This is a genomic window from Nocardioides xinjiangensis (assembly GCF_017916455.1).
GTDB classification, from domain to species: domain Bacteria; phylum Actinomycetota; class Actinomycetes; order Propionibacteriales; family Nocardioidaceae; genus Nocardioides; species Nocardioides xinjiangensis.
In genome coordinates this window covers 312,015-331,099 of the sequence record NZ_JAFMSY010000001.1, presented here as the reverse complement: position 1 = coordinate 331,099, position 19,085 = coordinate 312,015, and the positions used below count along the sequence as shown (strand labels likewise).

The window sequence follows — 19,085 nt, the reverse complement described above, 5'->3', positions numbered from 1 at the left end:
ACCGCCCTGCTCCTAATCACGCCTGCCCGGCGCTGCGTGCCAGCAAGGTTAGGTGGCCCCGGCGGTCCCCGTAGGCGAAATGCTCAACCCCGGCGGTAGTCCGCGACCAGCTCGAGGGCGAGCTGCTCGAGGAACAGCCCGACGTCGGTCACGATGCCGCGGCTTTGGCCCGCGCCCCTGTCGGTGAGCCGGGTGACGGTGGCCGGGTCGATGTCGACGCACACGAGCGGGACGCTCGCGGGGAGGATGGTGCAGGTGGCGACGGCGTGGCGCTGCGCGGCCATCATCAGGCAGTAGCCGACGTCGCGGACCTCGGCCCGCATCGCCCGCCGCCCCTCGACGACGTCGGTGTGGACGTCCGGGAGCAGTCCGTCGTCGCGGACCGAGCCGACGAGGACGAACGGCTTGCCGTGCGTCACCAGGGCGTGCATCACGCCGCTCACCAGCACGCCGTCGCGCACGGCGGCCGCGACGGAGCCGGCCCGGCGGATCGTGTTGACCGACCTGACCCGGTGCTCGTGGCCGTGCTCGGCGTCCGGCGTCGAGACGGCGCCCTCGGCGGCCGGTCCCCGCAGCGCCGCCTCGATGTCCGTGGTGGCCATCGCGTTCCCGGCGAAGAGGACGTCGACCCATCCCGCCCGGACGAGGGCCGCCAAGGGCGGCACCCCGCCGGCGTGGACCACGGCGGCGCCCGCCACCCACAGCAGCCTCCTGCCGCTCGACCGCGCCTCGCGCATCCCGTCGGCGACCTGGCGCACGAGCACCGCCTGCGGGCGCTCGGCCACCGTCCCCGCCTGGGGGAGTGCCGTCGAGCCGCCCGCCGGCCGGGAGTCGGGCGGGGTCACCCGGACACCGGCCGCACCGACGACGACCCGCATGCCGCGCACGACGTCGGAGATGGGCACCGTCCGCACCCGCGGGCCGCCCGACGGCGACTCGTCGACGACGAGGCCGCAGTCCATCTCCGGGTTCTCCACGTCGTACCACTCGCCGTCGAGCCGCACGCGCGTCTCGAGGTCCGTAGTGGAGTAGAAGCCGTCGGGCAGGACGCCGGCCCGGTCGGCGACCGCGAGCGTGGCGTCGGCGTGCCCGAGCTGGTTCACCCCACGCGTCTGGAGCCGCATCAGCAGGCGCTGCAGCGACGCGTCGTCGTCGGCCTGCACGGTGATGCGGGCGCTGCTGGGGTCGTGCGCCTCGTGACCCACGTCGAACTGCTCGAGGACGAAGTCGGCGCCGTAGTCACGGATGTCGTCGAGGACCCGCGACAGGATGCCGCTGTCCATGAGGTGCCCCGTGATTTCGACCGTCTCGCGTGCACCCACGCGGGGGACCCTACTGTCTCGTCGCGCCCGCGGACCGTGACAGGCGTCAGACGCGGGAGCCGTCGTCCCAGGGGTCCCGCGGCGAGCGCGGCATCGCGCGCACCAGGTAGACGAAGCCGCCGACGAACCAGGCCACGAGTGCCCAACCGACCAGGGGGTGGACGTAGACCGACAGGAGCCCGATGACCAGGGCCAGGAGCGGGGCGACGAAGACCCCGCCCCAGGCGATGCCGCGCTGCCAGGTCCGCGGGAGCGGGAACGGCGGCGCGGGTGGTGGCCGGAACCGCTCCGAGTCCACGACGGCGCGCTCCCGGACCTCGACCTCGTCGTCGTCGACGAGGTGGTCGGGCAGCTCGCCGGCGAGGTCGGCGGTCACGTCGGATCCCGCGCCGGGTGTGCGATCGCCCTCGCCGCCCGTGGCCGCCGGACCGGGGCCCCGGGACGCCGTCCCGGACGGCTCGTCGTCCAGCGCCGGACGCTCGCCGTAGTGCGCCACGATCTCGCGCCACGCCAGCTCGGTGCGGCTCTCGTCCTCGGGGCGGCTCACGTGCTCAACGGTAGCCGCTCGGTGGTTCCCCGACCCGTCCTGCTCGGCCCGCGACGGGGGTGCTGGTGGTGCACACTGTGCGCGTGAAGATCCCGTTGCGCCGCGCAGCCTCGGGCGCGTCCCTCGACCCAGCCCTCGTCGCGCCGATGTCCACGCCGGCGAGGCCGGAGCTGGCGGGCGGGCGTCGGATCGGCGTGCTCGTGCAGCACGGCTTCACCGGCAACCCCGCGTCCATGCGTCCCTGGGCCGAGGACCTGGCCGCGCGCGGGTACGCCGTCGAGATGCCGTTGCTGCCCGGCCACGGCACGCGCTGGCAGGACCTCAACAAGGTGACGTGGGCCGACTGGGTGGCGACCGCCGAGGGAGCGCTCGACAAGCTCGCGGCCGAGAACGACGCCGTCGTCGCGGTCGGGCTGTCGATGGGCGGCGCGCTCTGCCTGCGGCTCGCCGCGGACCACGGCGAGGACCTCGCCGGCATCGTCATCGTCAACGCGGCCGTCGACACCCTGCGCAAGGACGTCCGGCTGCTCCCGCTCCTCAAGCTCGTGGTGCCCGGCCTGCCGGGGATCGCCAACGACATCAAGAAGCCGGGCGCCGACGAGCACGGCTACCCGACCACCCCGCTGCGGGCCGCCGCGTCAATGTTCGCCGGGTACGCCGACCTGCGCCGCGACCTGCCGAGGATCACCGTCCCGGTGCTGTTCTTCCGCTCCGCCGTGGACCACGTGGTCGACATCTCGAGCTCGCGGGCGATCAACGCCGGGCTGTCGTCGAAGGACTTCGAGGAGCGGGTCCTGGAGGACAGCTACCACGTGGCGACGCTCGACAACGACGCCCCGCGCATCTTCGCCGAGTCCGCGGAGTTCATCGAGAGGGTCACCGGGCCGGAGCAGGGCTAGGCTCGGCCCGTGCTCTATTGGTTCCTGAAGTGGATCGCCCTCGGGCCGGTGCTCCGTCTCGTCTTCCGGCCCAAGGCCTTCGGCGTGGACAACGTCCCCGAGGTGGGTCCCGCGATCCTGGCGAGCAACCACCTGTCGTACGCCGACTGGCTGTTCATGCCGCTGACGCTCAACCGGCGGGTGACCTTCGTCGCCAAGGCGGAGTACTTCACCACCCCGGGCATCAAGGGCTGGTTCCAGAAGAAGTTCTTCACCGGCGCCGGCCAGGTCCCGATCGACCGCTCCGGGGCCAACGCCGCCGAGGGGGCGATGAAGTCGGCGATGAGGATCCTGGGCCAGGGGGAGCTGTTCGGCATCTACCCCGAGGGCACGCGCTCCCACGACGGCCGGCTCTACCGCGGCAAGACGGGCGTCGCCCGGCTGGCGCTGGAGTCCGGGGCACCCGTGGTGCCCTGCGCCGTGGTCGGCACCGACGTGGTCGCGCCGAACGGCAAGGTCTACGGCACCTGGACCCGGCCGGTCGTGCGGTTCGGCAAGCCGCTCGACTTCTCGCGCTACGCGGGCATGGAGAACGACCGCTACATCCTGCGCTCGATCACCGACGAGATCATGTACGAGATCATGCGGCTCTCCGGCCAGGAGTACGTCGACCTCTACGCCGCCAAGGCCAAGGAGCTCGACAAGGAGGCCAAGGAGAAGGCCAAGCAGGCCGCGGCCGCCCACCGGTCCGAGGCGGACGCTCGCGACGGCTCCGGGACCGACCGGGCCGACCGGGACGGCGCGTCGCCCGACCGGACCGGCGACGGGCCGGAGCAGAAGGCGTCCTGAGCGCCCAGCACGCGGCGCCGGCGCCGTCGCCGCGCGCCGACTCGGCCCTCGCCGTCGAGGACCGTCTCCACACGGCCCTGGCCATCGTCCGGGTGGTCGTCACCGTCAACATGGTCGGCCTCAACGTCTACCGCCGCGACAGCTTCTCGCACCCCGAGCTGGGCCTCGCCGTCGTCTCGGCGTGCGTCGCCTGGACGGGGGCGGCCGTCTGGCTGTACCGGAGCCGGGCCCGGCGCACGCCCGCGCTGCTCGTCGCCGACCTGCTGATCGCGGTCGCCGCGATCGCGGTGACGCCGTGGGTGAAGTCCGAGGCGTTCCTCGCGACCGTGCCGGGGTTCTGGGTCATGGGCGCGCTGCTCGCCTGGGCGATCCACTGGCACTGGAAGGGCGGACTGGTCGCCGCCGTCGTGCTCTCGGCGACGGACCTGGCACCGCGCGAGGTGGTCGACCAGGGCAACTACGGCAACGTGTTCCTCGTGCTCGTCGGGGGACCCGTGGTCGGCTTCCTCTGCGAGTCGCTGCAGCGGATGGCCCGCGAGCGCGACGCGGCGGAGCGCGCGGCCGCGGCGGCCGAGGAGCGCACCCGGCTCGCCCGCGCCGTGCACGACGGCGTGCTCCAGGTGCTCGCCATGGTGCAGCGGCGAGGGGAGGCCGCCGGCGGCGAGTGGGCCGAGCTGGGCAGGCTCGCCGGCGAGCAGGAGCGCGGACTCCGCTCGCTGATCCGGCAGCAGGACACGGTGGCGACGGCACCCGGCGGCCGGGTGGACCTCGCCGGGGCCCTGGAGGCCATGGCGACCGCCCATCCCGTCCGCGTGGAGCTGGCCACGCCGGGCGGCTCCGTGCTCGTGCCCGAGCGCGTGGCCACGGAGACCGTCGCGGCCGTGCGCGCCTGTCTCGACAACGTGGCCGCCCACGTCGGGCCCGATGCCACCGCCTGGGTGCTGGCCCAGGCGGGCGGCGACTCGGTCACCGTCTCGGTGCGCGACGACGGGCCGGGCATCACCGACGGCCGGCTGGACGAGGCGGAGGCGGAGGGCCGGTTCGGCGTGGCGTCGTCCATCCGCGGCCGGGTCGAGGAGCTCGGAGGCGCCGCCACGGTCGACAGCGGCCCCTGGGGCACCGAGTGGGAGCTCACGGTCCCGCTAGCGTGACCGGGTGACCATCCACACCGGCCACCCGTTCCCTACTCCCGACGACCCCGTCCGCCGCCTGCGCGGGCGGCTGGGCGGCGCGGTGTCCCTGTGGACCGCCGGCGGTCCGGACGCGTCGCGGGCCGGCCTGACGGTGACGTCGTGGATGGTGGCGGCGGGGGCGCCCGGCCGGCTGCTCGGTCTCCTCGACCCCGACGCCGACCTCACCGAGGCCCTGCTCGGGACCGGACGCGGCGTGGTGCAGCTGCTGTCGTGGGCGGACCGCGGGCTGGCCGAGGCCTTCGCGGGGACGACACCCGCCCCCGGAGGCCCGTGGCGGATGGCCGGGTGGACCACGACGCCCCACGGCCCGCGCCTCGCGCATGCCGCCACGTGGGCGGCGGTGGAGGTCGAGGCGGACGTCGAGGTGGGCTGGTCCCGGCTGGTGACGTGCCGGCTCGACCAGCTGGTCGTCGGGGACGAGCACGAGCCCCTGGTGCACCGGCGCGGACGCTTCGTGCCCCCGGCAGGCTAGGGGTCTACGCTTCCCCCGTCTCGGAAGGGGGAACGGTCATGGTGAGGGTGATGGTGGTCGACGACCACCCGATGTGGCGTGACGCGGTCGAGCGCGACCTGCAGGCGGCCGGGCACGAGGTGGTCGGGGTCGCGTCCAACGGACGCGAGGCGATGGCGCGGTTCCCCGCGGCGGCACCGCAGGTGGTGGTGCTCGACCTGCAGCTGCCGGACCACAGCGGCGTCCAGGTGACGAGCATGATGCTCGAGCACGACCCCGCGGCCCGGGTCCTGATCCTGTCGGCCAGCGGCGAGCAGGACGACGTGCTGGACGCGGTGAAGGCCGGCGCCACGGGCTACCTGGTGAAGTCCGCCTCGAGCGCCGAGCTCGTCAGCGCGGTCACCCGCGTGGCCGACGGCGACACCGTCTTCACCCCCGGACTCGCCGGGCTCGTGCTGGGTGAGTTCCGGCGGATCGCGGACGGTCCCGCCGACGACCCGCGCGACCAGCTCACCGAGCGGGAGACCGAGATCCTCAAGATGGTCGCGACCGGGATGAGCTACAAGCAGATCGCCGCCCGGCTCGTGCTGTCGCACCGCACGGTGCAGAACCACGTGCAGAACACCCTGCGCAAGCTGCAGATGAACAACCGGGTGCAGCTGACCCGCTGGGCGATCGAGCACGGCCTCGACGACGGTGGGTGACGTCGGCGCATGACGCACACGGGACCGGGGACGCGCTGGGGGTGGCGGCGCGCCACCGCCGCCGACGCCGTCGCGCTGCGCGACCTCGAGCGGGCCGCGAGCCGGGCCGGGCTGGCCCACGTCTTCGGCGACCTGCCCTACCCCGACGACGACGTCCTCGCGCGGTGGGTGCTGCTGCTCGACGACCCGTCGGTGCTCGTGGAGGTGGTCGAGGACGACCGCGGGCTGGTGGCGCTCGCCGCCCACGACGGCGCCACCCTGCGGCACCTAGCCGTCCGCCCCGACCACTGGCGGACCGGGCTGGGCCGGGCCGGCTTCGCGCGCGCCGAGGCCGCCGGCGCGCGTCGGCTGTGGGTGCTCGAGGCCAACACCGGGGCACGCGCCCTCTACGAGTCACTCGGCTGGGCGCCGAGCGGCGTCACCCAGGAGTGCCCGTGGCCGCCGTACCCGACCGAGGTCGAGTACGCCGCGCCGGACGCTCCCTAGGATCGCCCCATGTCCGACTCGAGGTCCGACCCGCTGCTGGAGATCGCCGACGACCTCTACGCGCTGCCGCTCGCGGACTTCACGCCGGCGCGCGACGCGGCCGCCAAGGAGCACAAGGCCGACAAGCCGCTCAGCGCCGCGATCAAGGGCCTGCGCAAGGCGTCGGTCGCTGCGTGGGTGGTCAACCTGCTGGTGCGCCGCGACCCCGAGCAGGTCGACCAGGTGCTCGCGGTCGGGGAGGCCCTGCGGGAGGCCCAGGAGAACCTCGACGCCGCCCAGCTGCGGGAGTTCACCAAGCAGCGCCGCCAGCTGACCGCATCGGTCACCACGGCCGCTCGCCGGCTGGCACGCGAGGAGGGGGTGCGCACCACCGAGTCGGTGGCCGAGCAGGTCGAGGCGACCCTGACCGCCGCGATGCTCGATCCCGACGCGGCCAAGGCGGTGCGCAGCGGGCTCCTGGTGACCTCGATCGCGGCGACCGGCCTCGGTGACCTCGACCTCAGCGGGGCCGTCGCGGTGCCGGACGCGCTCGGGTTCAGCGCGAAGGCCCGGCCCGCCGCCGCACCCGGGCCGAGCGCGCGTCCCCAACTGCGCGTCGTACCCGACCCGGACGCCGAGGAGAAGGCCCGCGCCGCCGCGGACGAGCGGCTCGCCGACGCCAGGGCCGCGCTGAAGGAGAGCGAGAAGGAGCAGCGCGCCGCGCGCCGGGCGGTGGAGAAGCTGCAGGCCAGGACGCTGCAGATCCAGTCCGAGATCGACGAGCTGCGCAGCCGGATCGCCGCGCTCGAGGACACGTTGGAGGAGGTCGACGAGGACCTCGCCCAGGCCGAGGCCGAGGAGGCCGAGGCCGGGGAGGCGGTGGAGGAGGCGCGTGCCGCCGTCGAGGCGGCCCGGGAGGCGCGGGAGCGGCTCTAGCCCGCCCAGCCCTTCGAGCGCTCGACCGCGTCCCGCCAGCGGTCGTACGACGCGTCGAGCGCGGCGCGGTCGCCGCCGGGCTCGAACCGGCGCTCCAGCGACCAGGTGTCACGCAGGTCGTCCGTGGAGTCCCACACGCCCGTGCCGAGGCCGGCCAGGAACGCGGCGCCCAGCGCCGTGGTCTCCACGATCTCCGGGCGCTCGACGGCCCGGCCGACCTGGTCGGCCTGCACCTGGCAGAGCAGGTCGTTGGCCGCCGCGCCGCCGTCGACCCGCAGGGTGGAGAGCTCCGGGAGGGTCTCCACGACGTCACGGACCTCGAAGGCGATGGCCTCCAAGGTCGCGCGCACGAGGTGCGCGCGGGTCGTGCCGCGGGTGATGCCGATGATCGTGCCGCGCGCGTGCGGGTCCCAGTGCGGCGCGCCCAGGCCGGTCAGGGCGGGCACGAACACCACGCCGTCGGTGTCGTCGACGGTGGCCGCGATCGCCGCCGTCTCGGCCGCGCTGCCGACGACCTGCAGCCCGTCGCGCAGCCACTGCACCGCCGAGCCGGTCACGAAGATCGCACCCTCGAGCGCGTAGGTCATGTCGCCGTCGGGGGAGCGCCACGCCGCGGTGGACAGCAGGCCGGCGCCGCTGCGGACCACGCGGTCGCCGGTGTTGGTCAGGATGAACGAGCCGGTGCCGTAGGTGCACTTGGACTCGCCCTCGTCGAAGCAGGTCTGCCCGAACAGCGCCGACTGCTGGTCGCCGGCGATGCCGGCGATCGGCAGCGACAGCCCGAGGAACACCGCCGGGTCGGTCGGCGCCACCTCGCCCCAGTTGGGCACCAGCTCGGGCAGCGCGTCGCGGGGCACCCCGAAGAGGCCGCACAGCTCGTCGGACCAGTCCCCGGTCGCGAGGTCGAGGAGCAGGGTGCGGCAGGCGTTGGACACGTCGGTGACGTGCCAGGTGCCGCGGGTCATCCGGGCGACGAGGTAGGAGTCCACGGTGCCCACGGCGTAGCGTCCCGACTGCACCAGCGCCCACGTGTGCGGCTCGTGCTCGGCGAGCCACATCAACTTGGTGCCGGAGAAGTAGGGGTCCAGCCGGAGCCCGGTGAGCTCGGCGACCCGGTCCTCGTGGTCCTCGGACCGCAGTCGCTCGCAGATGTCGGCGCTGCGCCGGTCCTGCCACACGATGGCGCGGCGGGGCGAGCCGAGCGTCTCCCGGTCCCACAGCACGACCGTCTCACGCTGGTTGGTGATGCCGAGCGCGGTCAGCTCGGACTGGTCGACCTTGCCGAGGACCTCGCGGGTGGCCTCGAGCGTGGCCTGCCAGATCTCCTCCGGGGAGTGCTCGACCCAGCCGGGGCGGGGGAAGTGCTGGCGGAACTCCTGGTAGCCCGTGGCCCGGATGCGGCCGTCCTCGGTGACCACCACCGCCGTCACGCCCGTGGTGCCGGCGTCGATGGCCAGGACGCTCACCGGCGGCCGTCCTCGCCGCCCCCACGGATGATGTCGAGGATGCGGCGGTCGATCCACGCCGGCCGGGCCCCGGAGTCCACCCGCATCTCGTAGTTCTCCGAGCCGACCCACATGTGGAAGCTCTCCTTGCCCTCGGCCTTCGCCAGGGACTCCAGCTCCATCATCAGCGCGTCGTCGACGGGCACCTTCTCCTCGTCCGTCGACGCCGTCAGGTAGAGCTCGTTGAGGTCCACCAAGCGCGCGAGCTCGGTGACCGGCGCGGCGTGGTCGTCCACGCGGAGGTCGACGGCGACGTCGTCGTGGCCGCCGTAGCCGGCCCCGTCACGGACCACCAGCAGCGCCGCCGACTGACGCCCGCGGCTGTCGCCACCGGCCTCGTCGCCGGCGGTGAGCGCGGCGAGCAGGCGCCGCTCGACGGGCTGCCCGGCGGACGCCAGCCAGGCCGCCTCCATCGCCTCCACGACCTCGGGGCCGGTGAGGATGTTGCCCTGGATGGCGTAGCCGCCGCGCTCGCCGCTGCGGCCGGTCACGCCGCCCGCCCACGCGAAGCACTGGGAGCCGGTCCACGTGGCCGCGTTGCCGTCGGAGTCGACGATCCCGACCTGCCGGTGGTCGCGCCCCTCGTCCTCCTCGACCAGGCGGTCCAGGGCGACCTGGGCGGTGGCGCCCTCGTCGAGGTGGGCCAGCCCGAGGTACTTGTACGCGAGGTTCGCGTCGGCCTGCGTGGCGATCGCGCCGACCCCGGCGGCTGCCGCCGGGACGGCCGACCCCACGGCCAGGAACTTGGAGGCGACGGCGACTCCCCAGGAGTCACCGTCATCGGACCGGGCCACGATCGAGAACGTCATGCCCCGACCCTAGTGTGAGCACGTGCTGACCCGACTCGGATTCCCCCGCGTGGGGGAGCACCGCAGGTTCGTCACGGCCATCGTGGCCGACACCGTGGGCAGCGGGCTCTTCATGCCGATCACGCTGCTCTACTTCCTCGCGATGACCGACCTCACCCTGGTGCAGGTCGGCTCGGCGCTGTCCATCTCGGCGCTGCTGACCATGCCCGGGGCGTTCGTCATCGGCAGCCTGGTCGACCGGTTCGGCCCCCGCCGGATGATGCTCGCGGGAAATCTGCTGCAGGCGGCCGGGATGGTCGCCTACCTCTGGGCCGACTCGTTGCTGGCGGTCGCGCTGTGGACCGCGCTGCTCAACCTGGGTCGCCAGTCGTTCTGGGGGTCCTTCGGCAACGTCGTCACCGCCATCTCGGCGCCGGGCGAGCGCGAGCTGTGGTTCGGGTTCCTGCAGGCGGTGCGCAACCTCGGCTACTCCGTCGGCGGCGTCCTGGCGGGCGTCGCCCTGCAGGTCGGGACCGACACCGCGTTCCGGTCGGTCGTGGTCGCCAACGTCGCCACGTTCGTCGTCGCCTTCGTGCTGCTGCTCGACGTGCCCGACCACCGCGTCGCGCGCGACGACGACGCGCCGGTGGAGGGCTGGGGCGTCGTGCTGCGCGACCGGCCCTACCTCCGGCTCGTGCTGGGCCAGTTCGGCTTCGTGGCGGGGATGATGGTGCTGAACTTCGCGCTTCCGGTGTACGTCGCGGAGAACATCGACCTGCCGGGCTGGGTGGTCGGCGCGATCTTCACCCTCAACACCGCGCTCGTGGGGCTCGGGCAGGGTCTCGTCGTACGCCGCATGACCGGGCAGGTCCGTGCCCGGATGATGGGGCTGGCGCAGGTGGTGTTCGTGGCGAGCTACGCGATGTTCGTCGTGGCCGGCTGGCTGCCGGTGTGGCTCGCCGTCGTGGTCATGCTGGTCGCCGCGGCGGTCTACACCGGCGGTGAGCTGGTCGGCAGCCCCGTGTTCAGCGCGACGGCGGCGGAGGCCGCCCCCGACCACCTCCGCGGTCGCTACCTCGGACTGTTCCAGCTCAGCTGGGGCATCGGCGGGGCGGTGACGCCGGTCGCCTACACGTGGCTGCTCGACCGGGGTGAGACGACGCTGTGGTGGGTGCTGGCGGTCCTCGCCCTCGCCGGGGCGGCGTACCTCCAGACCCTCCCGAAGGTCCTGCCCGCGGCCGGTCTCCGCGTCACCCACCGGGTGCCTCAGGCGGAGCCGTCGGCCGACGACGCCTCCGCCTGAGCGCGGCGGCGGGGCGTGCGGGTCAGGCCTGGCCGGTGGCGGCCCGCAGCCGGGTGAACCACTCCTGGGTCGGGTCGAACGGCTTGTGCCCGGCGATGCGCTCGAACTCGATCGCGCGCAGCTCGTCACCGCGGTCCTCGTCGTGCCCGATGACGCCCGGGCGGCCCTCGAGCGCCGACCGCACGGCCAGCTCGGCCATCTCGCGGATCAGCGCGAGGTCGGCGTCGTTGGCCGGCGCCGAGCGGGAGAAGTAGCCCGACTTCTGCACCATCGTCTTCTCCGCGCCGATGGCCTCGGAGAAGCGGTCGGCGAAGTAGCGCCCGGGGTTGATGGTGTCGATCTTGACGTGGCCGAAGGGGTCGCGCCCCACGGTCTCGCCGGCCGCCTCGAGGTCGGCGACGATGTCGTCGATGCCGGCACCCTCGGCCAGGAAGATGTTGATGCAGCCGATCTCGTCCATCACCGCCCGCAGCCGGGCCGCCTCGGCCGCGAGGTCGATGGCGATCTCCGGGACGTACACCGCGTGGATCGCCCACCTGCGCGGGTCGAGCCCGATGCCGGGCAGCCACTCCTGCTCGGCGTGCCAGGCCATGTAGTCGCGCGCCGCCGCCGCGGTCAGCCAGCCGCTGGCGCGGCCCATCACCTCGTGCACGATGAGCATCCGCGGGTTCGAGCCGTGCTCGGCCAGGACGTTGCGCGCGAACCGCGACGCCTGCTCCGCGGCGGTCAGCGCCCCCAGGCTCTGCCGGATCGGGACGATGTCGTTGTCGATGGTCTTGGGCAGCCCGACGACGGTCAGCTCCGAGCCCTGGGTGGCGAGGTACGCCGCCAGGTCGGCAGCGGCCGTGTTGGTGTCGTCGCCGCCGATGGTGTGCAGCACGTCCACGCCGTCGGCCTGCAGCCGGGCGGCGGCGACCTCGAGGGCGGTCTCGCCCTCACCGATCAGCCCGCGGCGCCGGCAGTCCGCGTCGTTGGTCAGCTTGACCCGGCTGTTGCCGATCGGGCTGCCGCCGTAGCGGTGGAGCAGCGCCGCGCCGGCCCGCTCGTCGGCGCCGATGGTGACGCTGCTGCCGGTCAGCAGGCCGTGGTAGCCGTGCCGGTAGGCGATCAGCTCGATGTCCGGGTCGGTCGCGTCGTAGGTCTCGATGAGCGCGCCCACGGCGGAGGAGAGGCAGGGGGCGTACCCGCCCGCGGTCAGGAGCGCAACACGCTTCGGCATGCCCAGCAGGGTAGTGGCGGGTGCTTGGAACGATCAAAGCCGACGAGCGGTGGACGCCCGTCCACCGCCGGGACGTGACCCGCGCGCCGCCACGGCGTTGAGGGGACGGGGCAGTGGTTGCCTCGGCCAGCCAGCAGGGCCATTGTGAGGAGACGCCGTGCAGGGCACGGACCGGACGAGGGGAGTCTCGATGAGCGCGACGGAAGCCACGCACCAGGACCTCGACGGGCCGAAGGACGCCGACCTCAAGCGCGTGCTCGGGCCCAAGCTGCTCCTGCTCTTCATCGTCGGCGACATCCTCGGGGCGGGCGTGTACGCCGTCACTGGCAAGCTCGCCGGCGAGGTCGGTGGCATCGCGTGGCTGCCGTTCCTCGTGGCCTTCGCCATCGCGACGGTCACCGCCTTCTCCTACCTCGAGCTGGTCACCAAGTACCCGCAGGCCGCCGGCGCCGCGCTCTACACGCACAAGGCGTTCGGGCTCCACTTCGTCACCTTCCTCGTCGCCTTCACGGTCGTGTGCTCGGGCATCACGAGCGCGTCCACCTCCTCGAACCTGCTGGCCGCCAACCTGCTGATCGGCTTCGGCAACGACGAGCCCAGCACGGCCGCGACGCTCGTCACGGCGCTCGTGTTCATGCTCGTGCTGGCCGCGATCAACCTGCGCGGCGTCGGCGAGAGCGTGAAGTTCAACGTGCTGCTGACGATCGTGGAGATGCTCGCGCTGGCCATCGTGATCCTCATCGGCCTGTGGGTGATCGGCCGCGGCGAGGGCGACCTGGGTCGGATCACCGTCTTCGAGAGCCCCGACGACAAGGGCCTGTTCATGGCGGTCACCATCGCCACCGCCATCGCGTTCTTCTCGATGGTCGGCTTCGAGGACTCCGTCAACATGGTCGAGGAGACCAAGGACCCGCGGCGGATCTTCCCGCGAACGATGTTCACCGGGCTCGGCATCGCCGTGGTGATCTACATGCTGGTGGCCATCTCGGTCGTGGCCGTCATCCCGCCCGGCCAGATCGCCGAGCCGACCAACGCCGAGGCGGGCATCCTGCTCGACGTGGTCAAGGTGGGCTCGCCCGACCTGCCCATCGACACCATCTTCCCGTTCCTGACCGTCTTCGCCGTCGCCAACACCGCGCTCATCAACATGTTGATGGCGAGCCGGCTCGTCTACGGCATGGCCAAGCAGGACGTGCTGCCGCGCTCGCTGAGCAAGGTCCTGCCGGGGCGCCGCTCGCCCTGGACGGCGATCGTCTTCACCACGCTGCTGGCGCTGGGACTGATCACCCTGGTCACGCTCGAGGCGGAGTCCTCGGTGGTCGTGGCGCTCTCGGGCACGACCGCCCTGCTGCTGCTCGCCGTCTTCACCATCGTCAACGTCGCCTGCCTCGTCCTGCGTCGCGACCCGGCCCCCGAGGGCGCCTTCCGCGCACCGTCGTTCCTGCCGGTCGTGGGAGCGCTGTGCTGCGCCTACCTCCTGGGGCCGTGGGCGCGCCTCGAGGCCGACATGGTGCAGTACAAGATCGCCGCGGGACTGCTGGCCGTGGGCATCGTGCTCTGGGCCCTCACCTGGCTGACGAACCGCGGGGTCCGGGCGAAGAAGACCGGCTTCCGCGACATCGACCACATGGAGGACGACGTCCGCTGACGCGGCGTGCGCGTCGACACGTCGGGTGGGCTCCCGCGTCCGTCGGGCCGTCCGTCTACGGTTGGCCGGGTGACACGACGACGTCTCGGGCCGGCGGTGGCGGTGCTGACCGCCTCCGCCCTCGGCTGCTCGACGGCCACCCCGCCCGCGCCGTCGGCAGGCGCCACACCCGCGGGCGAGCACCCGGCGGCGACGCCCGACGTGCCGCAGCCCGACTGGAGGGTGCCGCAGGGCGGGCACGGGCCGCGTGACCGCCCGGCCGTGGCTCCCGCGCCCGAGCTGACCGGCGCCTACCGCTTCGTCTCCGCGCCCGACTTCCTCAACCAGGACGTCGCCGACCTCACGGCCGGCGGTCGACGCACCTACGTCGTGGCGGCCACCGGGGAGGTCGCCAACTCCACCAACGCCGACTACGAGGCCGCGCTCGACCACGTCATCGACGAGATGGCCGGGCACGGCACCGACGACGTCCTCGTCGCGGGCGACCTCGTCGAGGGCCGCTGGGGGCGCGACGACTCGCGCACCGGTGTCTTCGGCCCCGTGCGCACGCCGGCGCAGCGGCTGCGGGCCTACCGGCGCGCCGCCGCGGTCTACTACCCGGCCTGGCTGCAGCGGTTCACCGACCGGGGCCTCACGACGTACACCGCCGTCGGCGACCACGAGGTCGGCGACGACCCGTGGCGCTCGCGGCGCCGGACAGCCTGGGTCGACTTCAAGCGTCGCCACGTCCCCGAGTTCAAGCGGCTCTACGTCGACCACGTCCTGCGGAACGCGCGCGGCCGGCACCGCTTCCCGCAGCGGCCGCGCCGCGGGCCGGCGAGGCACACGGCCTACGCCGTGCGCCTCGACCGCGACGTCCTCCTGGTGACGATCGACGTCTTCGAGCGTCGCGGGAACGACCTGCACGTGTCGGTCGACGCCGAGCAGCTGCGGTGGCTGCGCCGGGTGCTGCGCCAGGCCCGTCGCGACGAGGTGCCCTGGGTGGTGGTGCAGGGCCACGTCCCGATGACGGGCGACGTCCGCACCCGCAACTCCAGCAGCCTCATCTACGAGGGCGGCATGCGCTCCGAGCTCTGGCGGGCGATGGTCGAGGGCGGCGTCGACGTCTACCTGAGCGGGGAGGTGCACGACCAGACCGTCCACCAGCGCGACGGCGTGCTCCAGGTGTCGCACGGCTCGCTGTTCTACCGGGGCGAGGCGTCGTACGTCGTCGGGCAGGCCACGGCCGACGAGCTGGTCCTGGAGAACCACCAGTTCCGCGGGGAGGTCGGCTTCGACGACCGGCTGTGGACCACCTCCACCCAGGGCGCGCCAGGACACCTCAGCTACCCGGACGCCTCCGTCGTCACCGGCACCCTCGTCGCCAGTCGCACCCGCGACGGGGGGCTCCGCGTGACCGACGCCGCCGGTGTGCTGGCACCGCGCGACTGAGCGTGCCGTCCCCGCCGGGTGGGCACCCGGTCCGTCGTCGGCGTTCAGGGGTCGGTCAGGGTTCGGGCGCGACGGCCCGGCCGCCGTACCCTTGTCGGGTGAGTGCCATCCCCACCCTCGAGCAGCTGCACGCGCTCGGACCGAAGCAGCAGCCGACCTACCCCGACGCGGGGGCGGTCGACGCCGCCGTGGCCCGGCTGAGGACTGCGCCGCCTCTCGTGTTCGCGGGCGAGTGCGACGACCTCACCGCCAAGATCGCCGCGGTCACGCGCGGCGAGGCGTTCCTGCTCCAGGGCGGTGACTGCGCCGAGACCTTCGCCGGCGTCACCGCCGACAACGTCCGCAACAAGCTGCGGGTGCTGCTCCAGATGGCCGTCGTGCTGACCTACGCCGCCTCGGTGCCGGTCGTGAAGCTCGGCCGCCTCGCGGGGCAGTACGCCAAGCCGCGCAGCTCCGACGAGGAGACCCGCGACGGCGTGACCCTGCCGGCGTACCGCGGCGACGCCGTCAACGGCTACGACTTCACGCCCGAGGCGCGCATCCCGGACCCGCAGCGGCTCGTGGAGGTCTACAACTCCTCGGCCGCGACGCTGAACCTCGTCCGCGCCTTCGTGACCGGCGGCTACGCCGACCTGCGCCAGGTGCACACCTGGAACACCGACTTCGTGCAGAGCTCGCCGTTCGGCCAGCGCTACGAGGCGATGGCCGACGAGATCGAGCGCGCGCTCACGTTCATGAAGGCCATCGGCGCCGACCCCGACGAGTTCCACCGCGTCGACTTCCACTCCAGCCACGAGGCGCTGCTGCTGGAGTACGAGCAGGCGCTCACCCGCATCGACTCGCGGACCGACCTGCCCTACAACGTGTCCGCGCACTTCGTGTGGATCGGCGAGCGCACCCGCCAGCTCGACGGCCCGCACGTCGAGCTCCTGTCGCGGATCAAGAACCCCATCGGCATCAAGCTGGGCCCGACCACGACGCCGGACGACGCTCTCGCCTACGCGGCGCGGCTCAACCCCGACAACACGCCGGGCCGGCTGACCTTCATCACCCGCTTCGGCGCCGGGAAGATCCGCGACGGCCTGCCGGCGCTCGTCGAGAAGGTCACCGCCGAGGGCCTCAACGTCGCCTGGGTGTGCGACCCGATGCACGGCAACACCTTCGAGGCGTCCTCCGGCTACAAGACCCGCCGCTTCGACGACGTCATCGACGAGGTGCAGGGCTTCTTCGACGTGCACCGCAGCCTGGGCACGTGGCCCGGCGGCGTCCACGTCGAGCTCACCGGCGACGACGTCACCGAGTGCGTCGGCGGCGGCGAGGAGATCGACGAGGTGGGCCTGGCCCATCGCTACGAGTCGGTCTGCGACCCGCGCCTCAACCGTGTGCAGTCGCTCGAGCTCGCGTTCCTCGTCGCCGAGATGCTGCGCAAGGCCTGACCTTCTGCCTCGTCCGGGCGGTGGGTGGTGCAGGTTCTGGCGGGCGAGAACCTGCCTCACGCACCGCTGGTGCGTGGGTTGTACGCCGGTCCGGCCGGGGCGGTGAGTGGTGCAGGTTCTGACCCGCGCAAACCTGCCTCACGCACCGCTGGTGGGTGCGTCGTACGCAGCGCCCGTCCGGGCGGTGAGTGGTGCAGGTTCTGGCGCACGAGAACGTGCCTCACGCACCGCTGGTGCGTGCGTTCTACGCAGCGCCCGTCCGGGCGGTGAGTGGTGCAGGTTCTGACCCGCGGAAACATGCCTCACGCACCGCTCGACGCCTGCGCGAGCGGTGCGGGTAGGTTCTGCGGGTGATCGACCTGCGCTCCGACACCCTCACCCGCCCGACCGACGCGATGCGCGAGGCGATGGCCCGCGCGGAGGTCGGCGACGACGTCTACGGCGAGGACCCGACCGTCGCGGCGCTCGAGGAGCGGGTGGCCGCGATGTTCGGGCACGAGGCGGCCCTGTTCACCCCGACCGGGTCGATGGCGAACGTCCTGGCCGTGGCGAGCCTCGTCGCCCCGGGCGAGGAGGTGCTGTGCGAGTCCTCGGCGCACATCGCCCGCGCCGAGCTCGGCGCCCACGGGGCGATCACCGGCCTCACCATGCGGACCTGGACGGGTCCGCGCGGGCAGGTCGACCTGACCGCGATCGACGCGATGCACGCGCCCGACATGGGCCCGTTCTTCGTGCGCACGGCTGCGGTGTCGGTCGAGAACACCCACAACTTCGCGGGCGGTGCGGTCCTGCCGGTCGACGACCTGCGCGCGCTGCGCGCGTGGGCGGACGACACGGGCACGCGGGTCCACCTCGACGGCGCCCGCATCTGGAACGGCCACGTGGCGACCGGGACGCCGTTCGCCGACTACGGCCGGATCGCCGACGTGCTCGCGGTGTGCCTGTCCAAGGGCCTCGGAGCCCCGGTCGGCTCATTGATGGTCGGCTCGGCCGACGCCATCGCCGAGGCGCGGGTACGGCGCAAGCGGATGGGCGGCGGGATGCGCCAGGTCGGCGTGCTCGCGGCGGCCGGGGCGTACGCCCTCGACCACCACGTCGAGCGGCTGGCCGACGACCACGCTCACGCCCGGCTCCTCGGCGAGGCGGTCGGGGTGGATCCGGCCGGTGTCGACACCAACATCGTCGTGGTCGAGCGTCCCGACGCCGCGGCCTTCGTGGCGGGGGCCGCCGAGGAGGGCGTCCGGATCGCCGCGGTGGGTCCTCGGACCGTACGCCTCGTGACGCACCTCGACGTGACGCGGGGCGACGCCGAGCGCGCCGCCGTCGTGCTCAGCCGGCTCGCCGCCCGGTGACGGAGACCTCGCTGATCGCGGTGTAGTCGCGGCCGAGGTCGCCGGTGCCGGGCGGCGTGACGGCGGTGAGCGTGAGGGTCAGGGCCGTGGTCTCCACCGGCGGCACCTGCAGTCGCTGCACCGCCGGACGTTGCACGAACGTCTGCTCCACGGTCGTGCCGTCGTCGAAGCCCCACGTCGCAGCGAGGATGCGGCGGTTGTTGAGGTACCAGTCGACACCCGCGACCTGCTTGGCGTAGCCGTTGATGATGCCCACGCGGGTGACGACAGCAGGCCGGGGGAGCGTGATGGTGACGGTCTGCCCGGTGGCGTCGCCGGGGACCCGCCACGCCGTGGCCGGGTCTCCGTCGCCCATCCGCGCGGCGCCGTAGGTCACCAGGGCGCCGTCGAGGTCGGTCGTCGGGAGAGCGGTGCCGGGCACCTCGAAGGTCGCACCCGGGACCAGCTCGCGCAGACGCCCGACGCCGGAGGCCGTCCCGGAGCCTTCGGCCCCGCCGCCCTCGCCGGCCCCGGTGGCCCGGGCGGGCTCCTGACCCGCGCCGCCCGGGTCGCCTCCGGAGAAGTCGGCGGCGTCCCCGCCGTCGGAGCCGAGGATCCGCAGCAGCGCGACGACCAGGCCTACCAGCAGCACCGCGCCGCCCACCCAGGCGATCCAGGCACGACCGCGGATCGGGGCGTCGACGTCGGGGTCGTCGACCACCTCGTAGGGCAGCAGCTCCTCGCGCGGGTCCCACTCCCGGCGCGGCGGGCGGGATGCCGCAGCCGGGCGCGAGGCCGGCGCAGCGGTCGGCTCGGGTCCGGGTGGAGGATCCGCTCGCTCGCGGGTGCCGGGCGGAGCGGACGGGGCCGACCGGCCGGACGGCGCGGCGCGGCCGGACGACCGACCGGACGGCGCGGACCGGCCGGACGGGGCAGCCCCACGCGACCGGGCAGTCCGACCGGGCCGACCGGACCGGGCGGCCGGAGGGATGGGCGTGGGGTCGGCGGCCTGCACCGGCGGGGCGATCGGCGGGTGCTCGGCGCCCCGGGGCGCCGGCCCCGCATCGGTCGAGGGGGCA

General features: G+C 73.6%; 18 protein-coding genes. 12 read left to right on the top strand and 6 right to left on the bottom strand.

Translation table 11 applies throughout. The features are described 5' to 3' along the window. Positions 1–83: 83 nt before the first annotated feature. On the bottom strand, positions 84–1,322 hold the full coding sequence (locus J3P38_RS01595; RefSeq protein ID WP_210502478.1) for an ornithine cyclodeaminase family domain: 1,239 nt from the start codon (positions 1,320–1,322) through the stop codon (positions 84–86). Positions 1,323–1,368: 46 nt separating this feature from the next. Continuing rightward, positions 1,369–1,869 (bottom strand): hypothetical protein, encoded by a 501-nt coding sequence (locus J3P38_RS01590; RefSeq protein WP_210502477.1) that lies wholly within the window; start codon positions 1,867–1,869, stop codon positions 1,369–1,371. 83 nt (positions 1,870–1,952) lie between these two features. Here J3P38_RS01590 and J3P38_RS01585 point away from each other — a divergent pair, with 83 nt between their 5' ends. From J3P38_RS01585 to J3P38_RS01555, 7 genes are read left to right on the top strand one after another with little or no spacing between them, the layout of a single operon-like run. After that, positions 1,953–2,768 carry an alpha/beta hydrolase gene (locus tag J3P38_RS01585; protein WP_307807641.1) on the top strand — a complete coding sequence of 272 codons (816 nt, stop codon included), beginning with the start codon at positions 1,953–1,955 and terminating at the stop codon, positions 2,766–2,768. Positions 2,769–2,777: 9 nt separating this feature from the next. Further along, positions 2,778–3,596 (top strand): lysophospholipid acyltransferase family protein, encoded by an 819-nt coding sequence (locus J3P38_RS01580; protein ID WP_210502476.1) that lies wholly within the window; start codon positions 2,778–2,780, stop codon positions 3,594–3,596. Then, positions 3,593–4,747, top strand: coding sequence for a MacS family sensor histidine kinase (macS, locus tag J3P38_RS01575; RefSeq protein WP_210503581.1), 1,155 nt, complete (start codon positions 3,593–3,595; stop codon positions 4,745–4,747). The genes J3P38_RS01580 and macS overlap by 4 nt, the downstream gene beginning before the upstream one ends. A 4-nt stretch (positions 4,748–4,751) precedes the next feature. Next, entirely contained in the window at positions 4,752–5,261 is a 510-nt protein-coding gene (locus J3P38_RS01570; RefSeq protein WP_210438125.1) for a flavin reductase family protein, read from the top strand. A gap of 38 nt (positions 5,262–5,299) precedes the next feature. Then, positions 5,300–5,944: a response regulator gene (locus J3P38_RS01565; protein WP_210438123.1), complete on the top strand. Its 645-nt coding sequence runs from the start codon at positions 5,300–5,302 to the stop codon at positions 5,942–5,944. A gap of 9 nt (positions 5,945–5,953) precedes the next feature. Next, the gene (locus J3P38_RS01560) at positions 5,954–6,430 is read left to right on the top strand and encodes a GNAT family N-acetyltransferase (protein ID WP_210438121.1); all 477 of its coding nucleotides are present in this window, start codon (positions 5,954–5,956) and stop codon (positions 6,428–6,430) included. 9 nt (positions 6,431–6,439) lie between these two features. Continuing rightward, a complete protein-coding gene (locus J3P38_RS01555) occupies positions 6,440–7,345 on the top strand; it encodes a coiled-coil domain-containing protein (protein WP_210438119.1) in 906 nt (301 codons plus the stop codon). Here the strand turns inward: J3P38_RS01555 and J3P38_RS01550 are convergent. Both J3P38_RS01550 and J3P38_RS01545 read right to left on the bottom strand, forming a co-directional pair. Beyond that, the gene (locus J3P38_RS01550; protein ID WP_210438117.1) at positions 7,342–8,811 is read right to left on the bottom strand and encodes an FGGY family carbohydrate kinase; all 1,470 of its coding nucleotides are present in this window, start codon (positions 8,809–8,811) and stop codon (positions 7,342–7,344) included. The genes J3P38_RS01555 and J3P38_RS01550 overlap by 4 nt on opposite strands. Beyond that, entirely contained in the window at positions 8,808–9,659 is an 852-nt protein-coding gene (locus tag J3P38_RS01545) for a DUF1028 domain-containing protein (RefSeq protein ID WP_210438115.1), read from the bottom strand. The genes J3P38_RS01550 and J3P38_RS01545 overlap by 4 nt, the downstream gene beginning before the upstream one ends. A 22-nt stretch (positions 9,660–9,681) precedes the next feature. Between J3P38_RS01545 and J3P38_RS01540 the strand changes: the two genes are divergently transcribed. Continuing rightward, positions 9,682–10,941 (top strand): MFS transporter, encoded by a 1,260-nt coding sequence (locus J3P38_RS01540; RefSeq protein WP_210438114.1) that lies wholly within the window; start codon positions 9,682–9,684, stop codon positions 10,939–10,941. Between the two features lie 22 nt (positions 10,942–10,963). On the opposite strand, the gene J3P38_RS01535 is transcribed toward J3P38_RS01540, so the two are convergent. Beyond that, positions 10,964–12,160: a pyrophosphate--fructose-6-phosphate 1-phosphotransferase gene (locus J3P38_RS01535; protein ID WP_210438112.1), complete on the bottom strand. Its 1,197-nt coding sequence runs from the start codon at positions 12,158–12,160 to the stop codon at positions 10,964–10,966. 190 nt (positions 12,161–12,350) lie between these two features. Here J3P38_RS01535 and J3P38_RS01530 point away from each other — a divergent pair, with 190 nt between their 5' ends. The 4 genes from J3P38_RS01530 to J3P38_RS01515 all read left to right on the top strand — a co-directional run bounded on the left by J3P38_RS01530 (position 12,351) and on the right by J3P38_RS01515 (position 18,027). Continuing rightward, complete coding sequence (locus J3P38_RS01530; protein WP_210438110.1) at positions 12,351–13,808, top strand: APC family permease; 1,458 nt, start codon at positions 12,351–12,353, stop codon at positions 13,806–13,808. 69 nt (positions 13,809–13,877) lie between these two features. Then, positions 13,878–15,239 (top strand): metallophosphoesterase family protein, encoded by a 1,362-nt coding sequence (locus J3P38_RS01525; RefSeq protein ID WP_210438108.1) that lies wholly within the window; start codon positions 13,878–13,880, stop codon positions 15,237–15,239. A gap of 98 nt (positions 15,240–15,337) precedes the next feature. Further along, positions 15,338–16,675 (top strand): class II 3-deoxy-7-phosphoheptulonate synthase, encoded by a 1,338-nt coding sequence (locus J3P38_RS01520; RefSeq protein ID WP_210438106.1) that lies wholly within the window; start codon positions 15,338–15,340, stop codon positions 16,673–16,675. A gap of 350 nt (positions 16,676–17,025) precedes the next feature. After that, entirely contained in the window at positions 17,026–18,027 is a 1,002-nt protein-coding gene (locus J3P38_RS01515; protein ID WP_210502475.1) for a threonine aldolase family protein, read from the top strand. Here the strand turns inward: J3P38_RS01515 and J3P38_RS01510 are convergent. Continuing rightward, positions 18,005–18,727: an NADase-type glycan-binding domain-containing protein gene (locus J3P38_RS01510; protein ID WP_210502474.1), complete on the bottom strand. Its 723-nt coding sequence runs from the start codon at positions 18,725–18,727 to the stop codon at positions 18,005–18,007. The two genes, J3P38_RS01515 and J3P38_RS01510, sit on opposite strands and share 23 nt — an antisense overlap. Positions 18,728–19,085 lie beyond the last annotated feature (358 nt).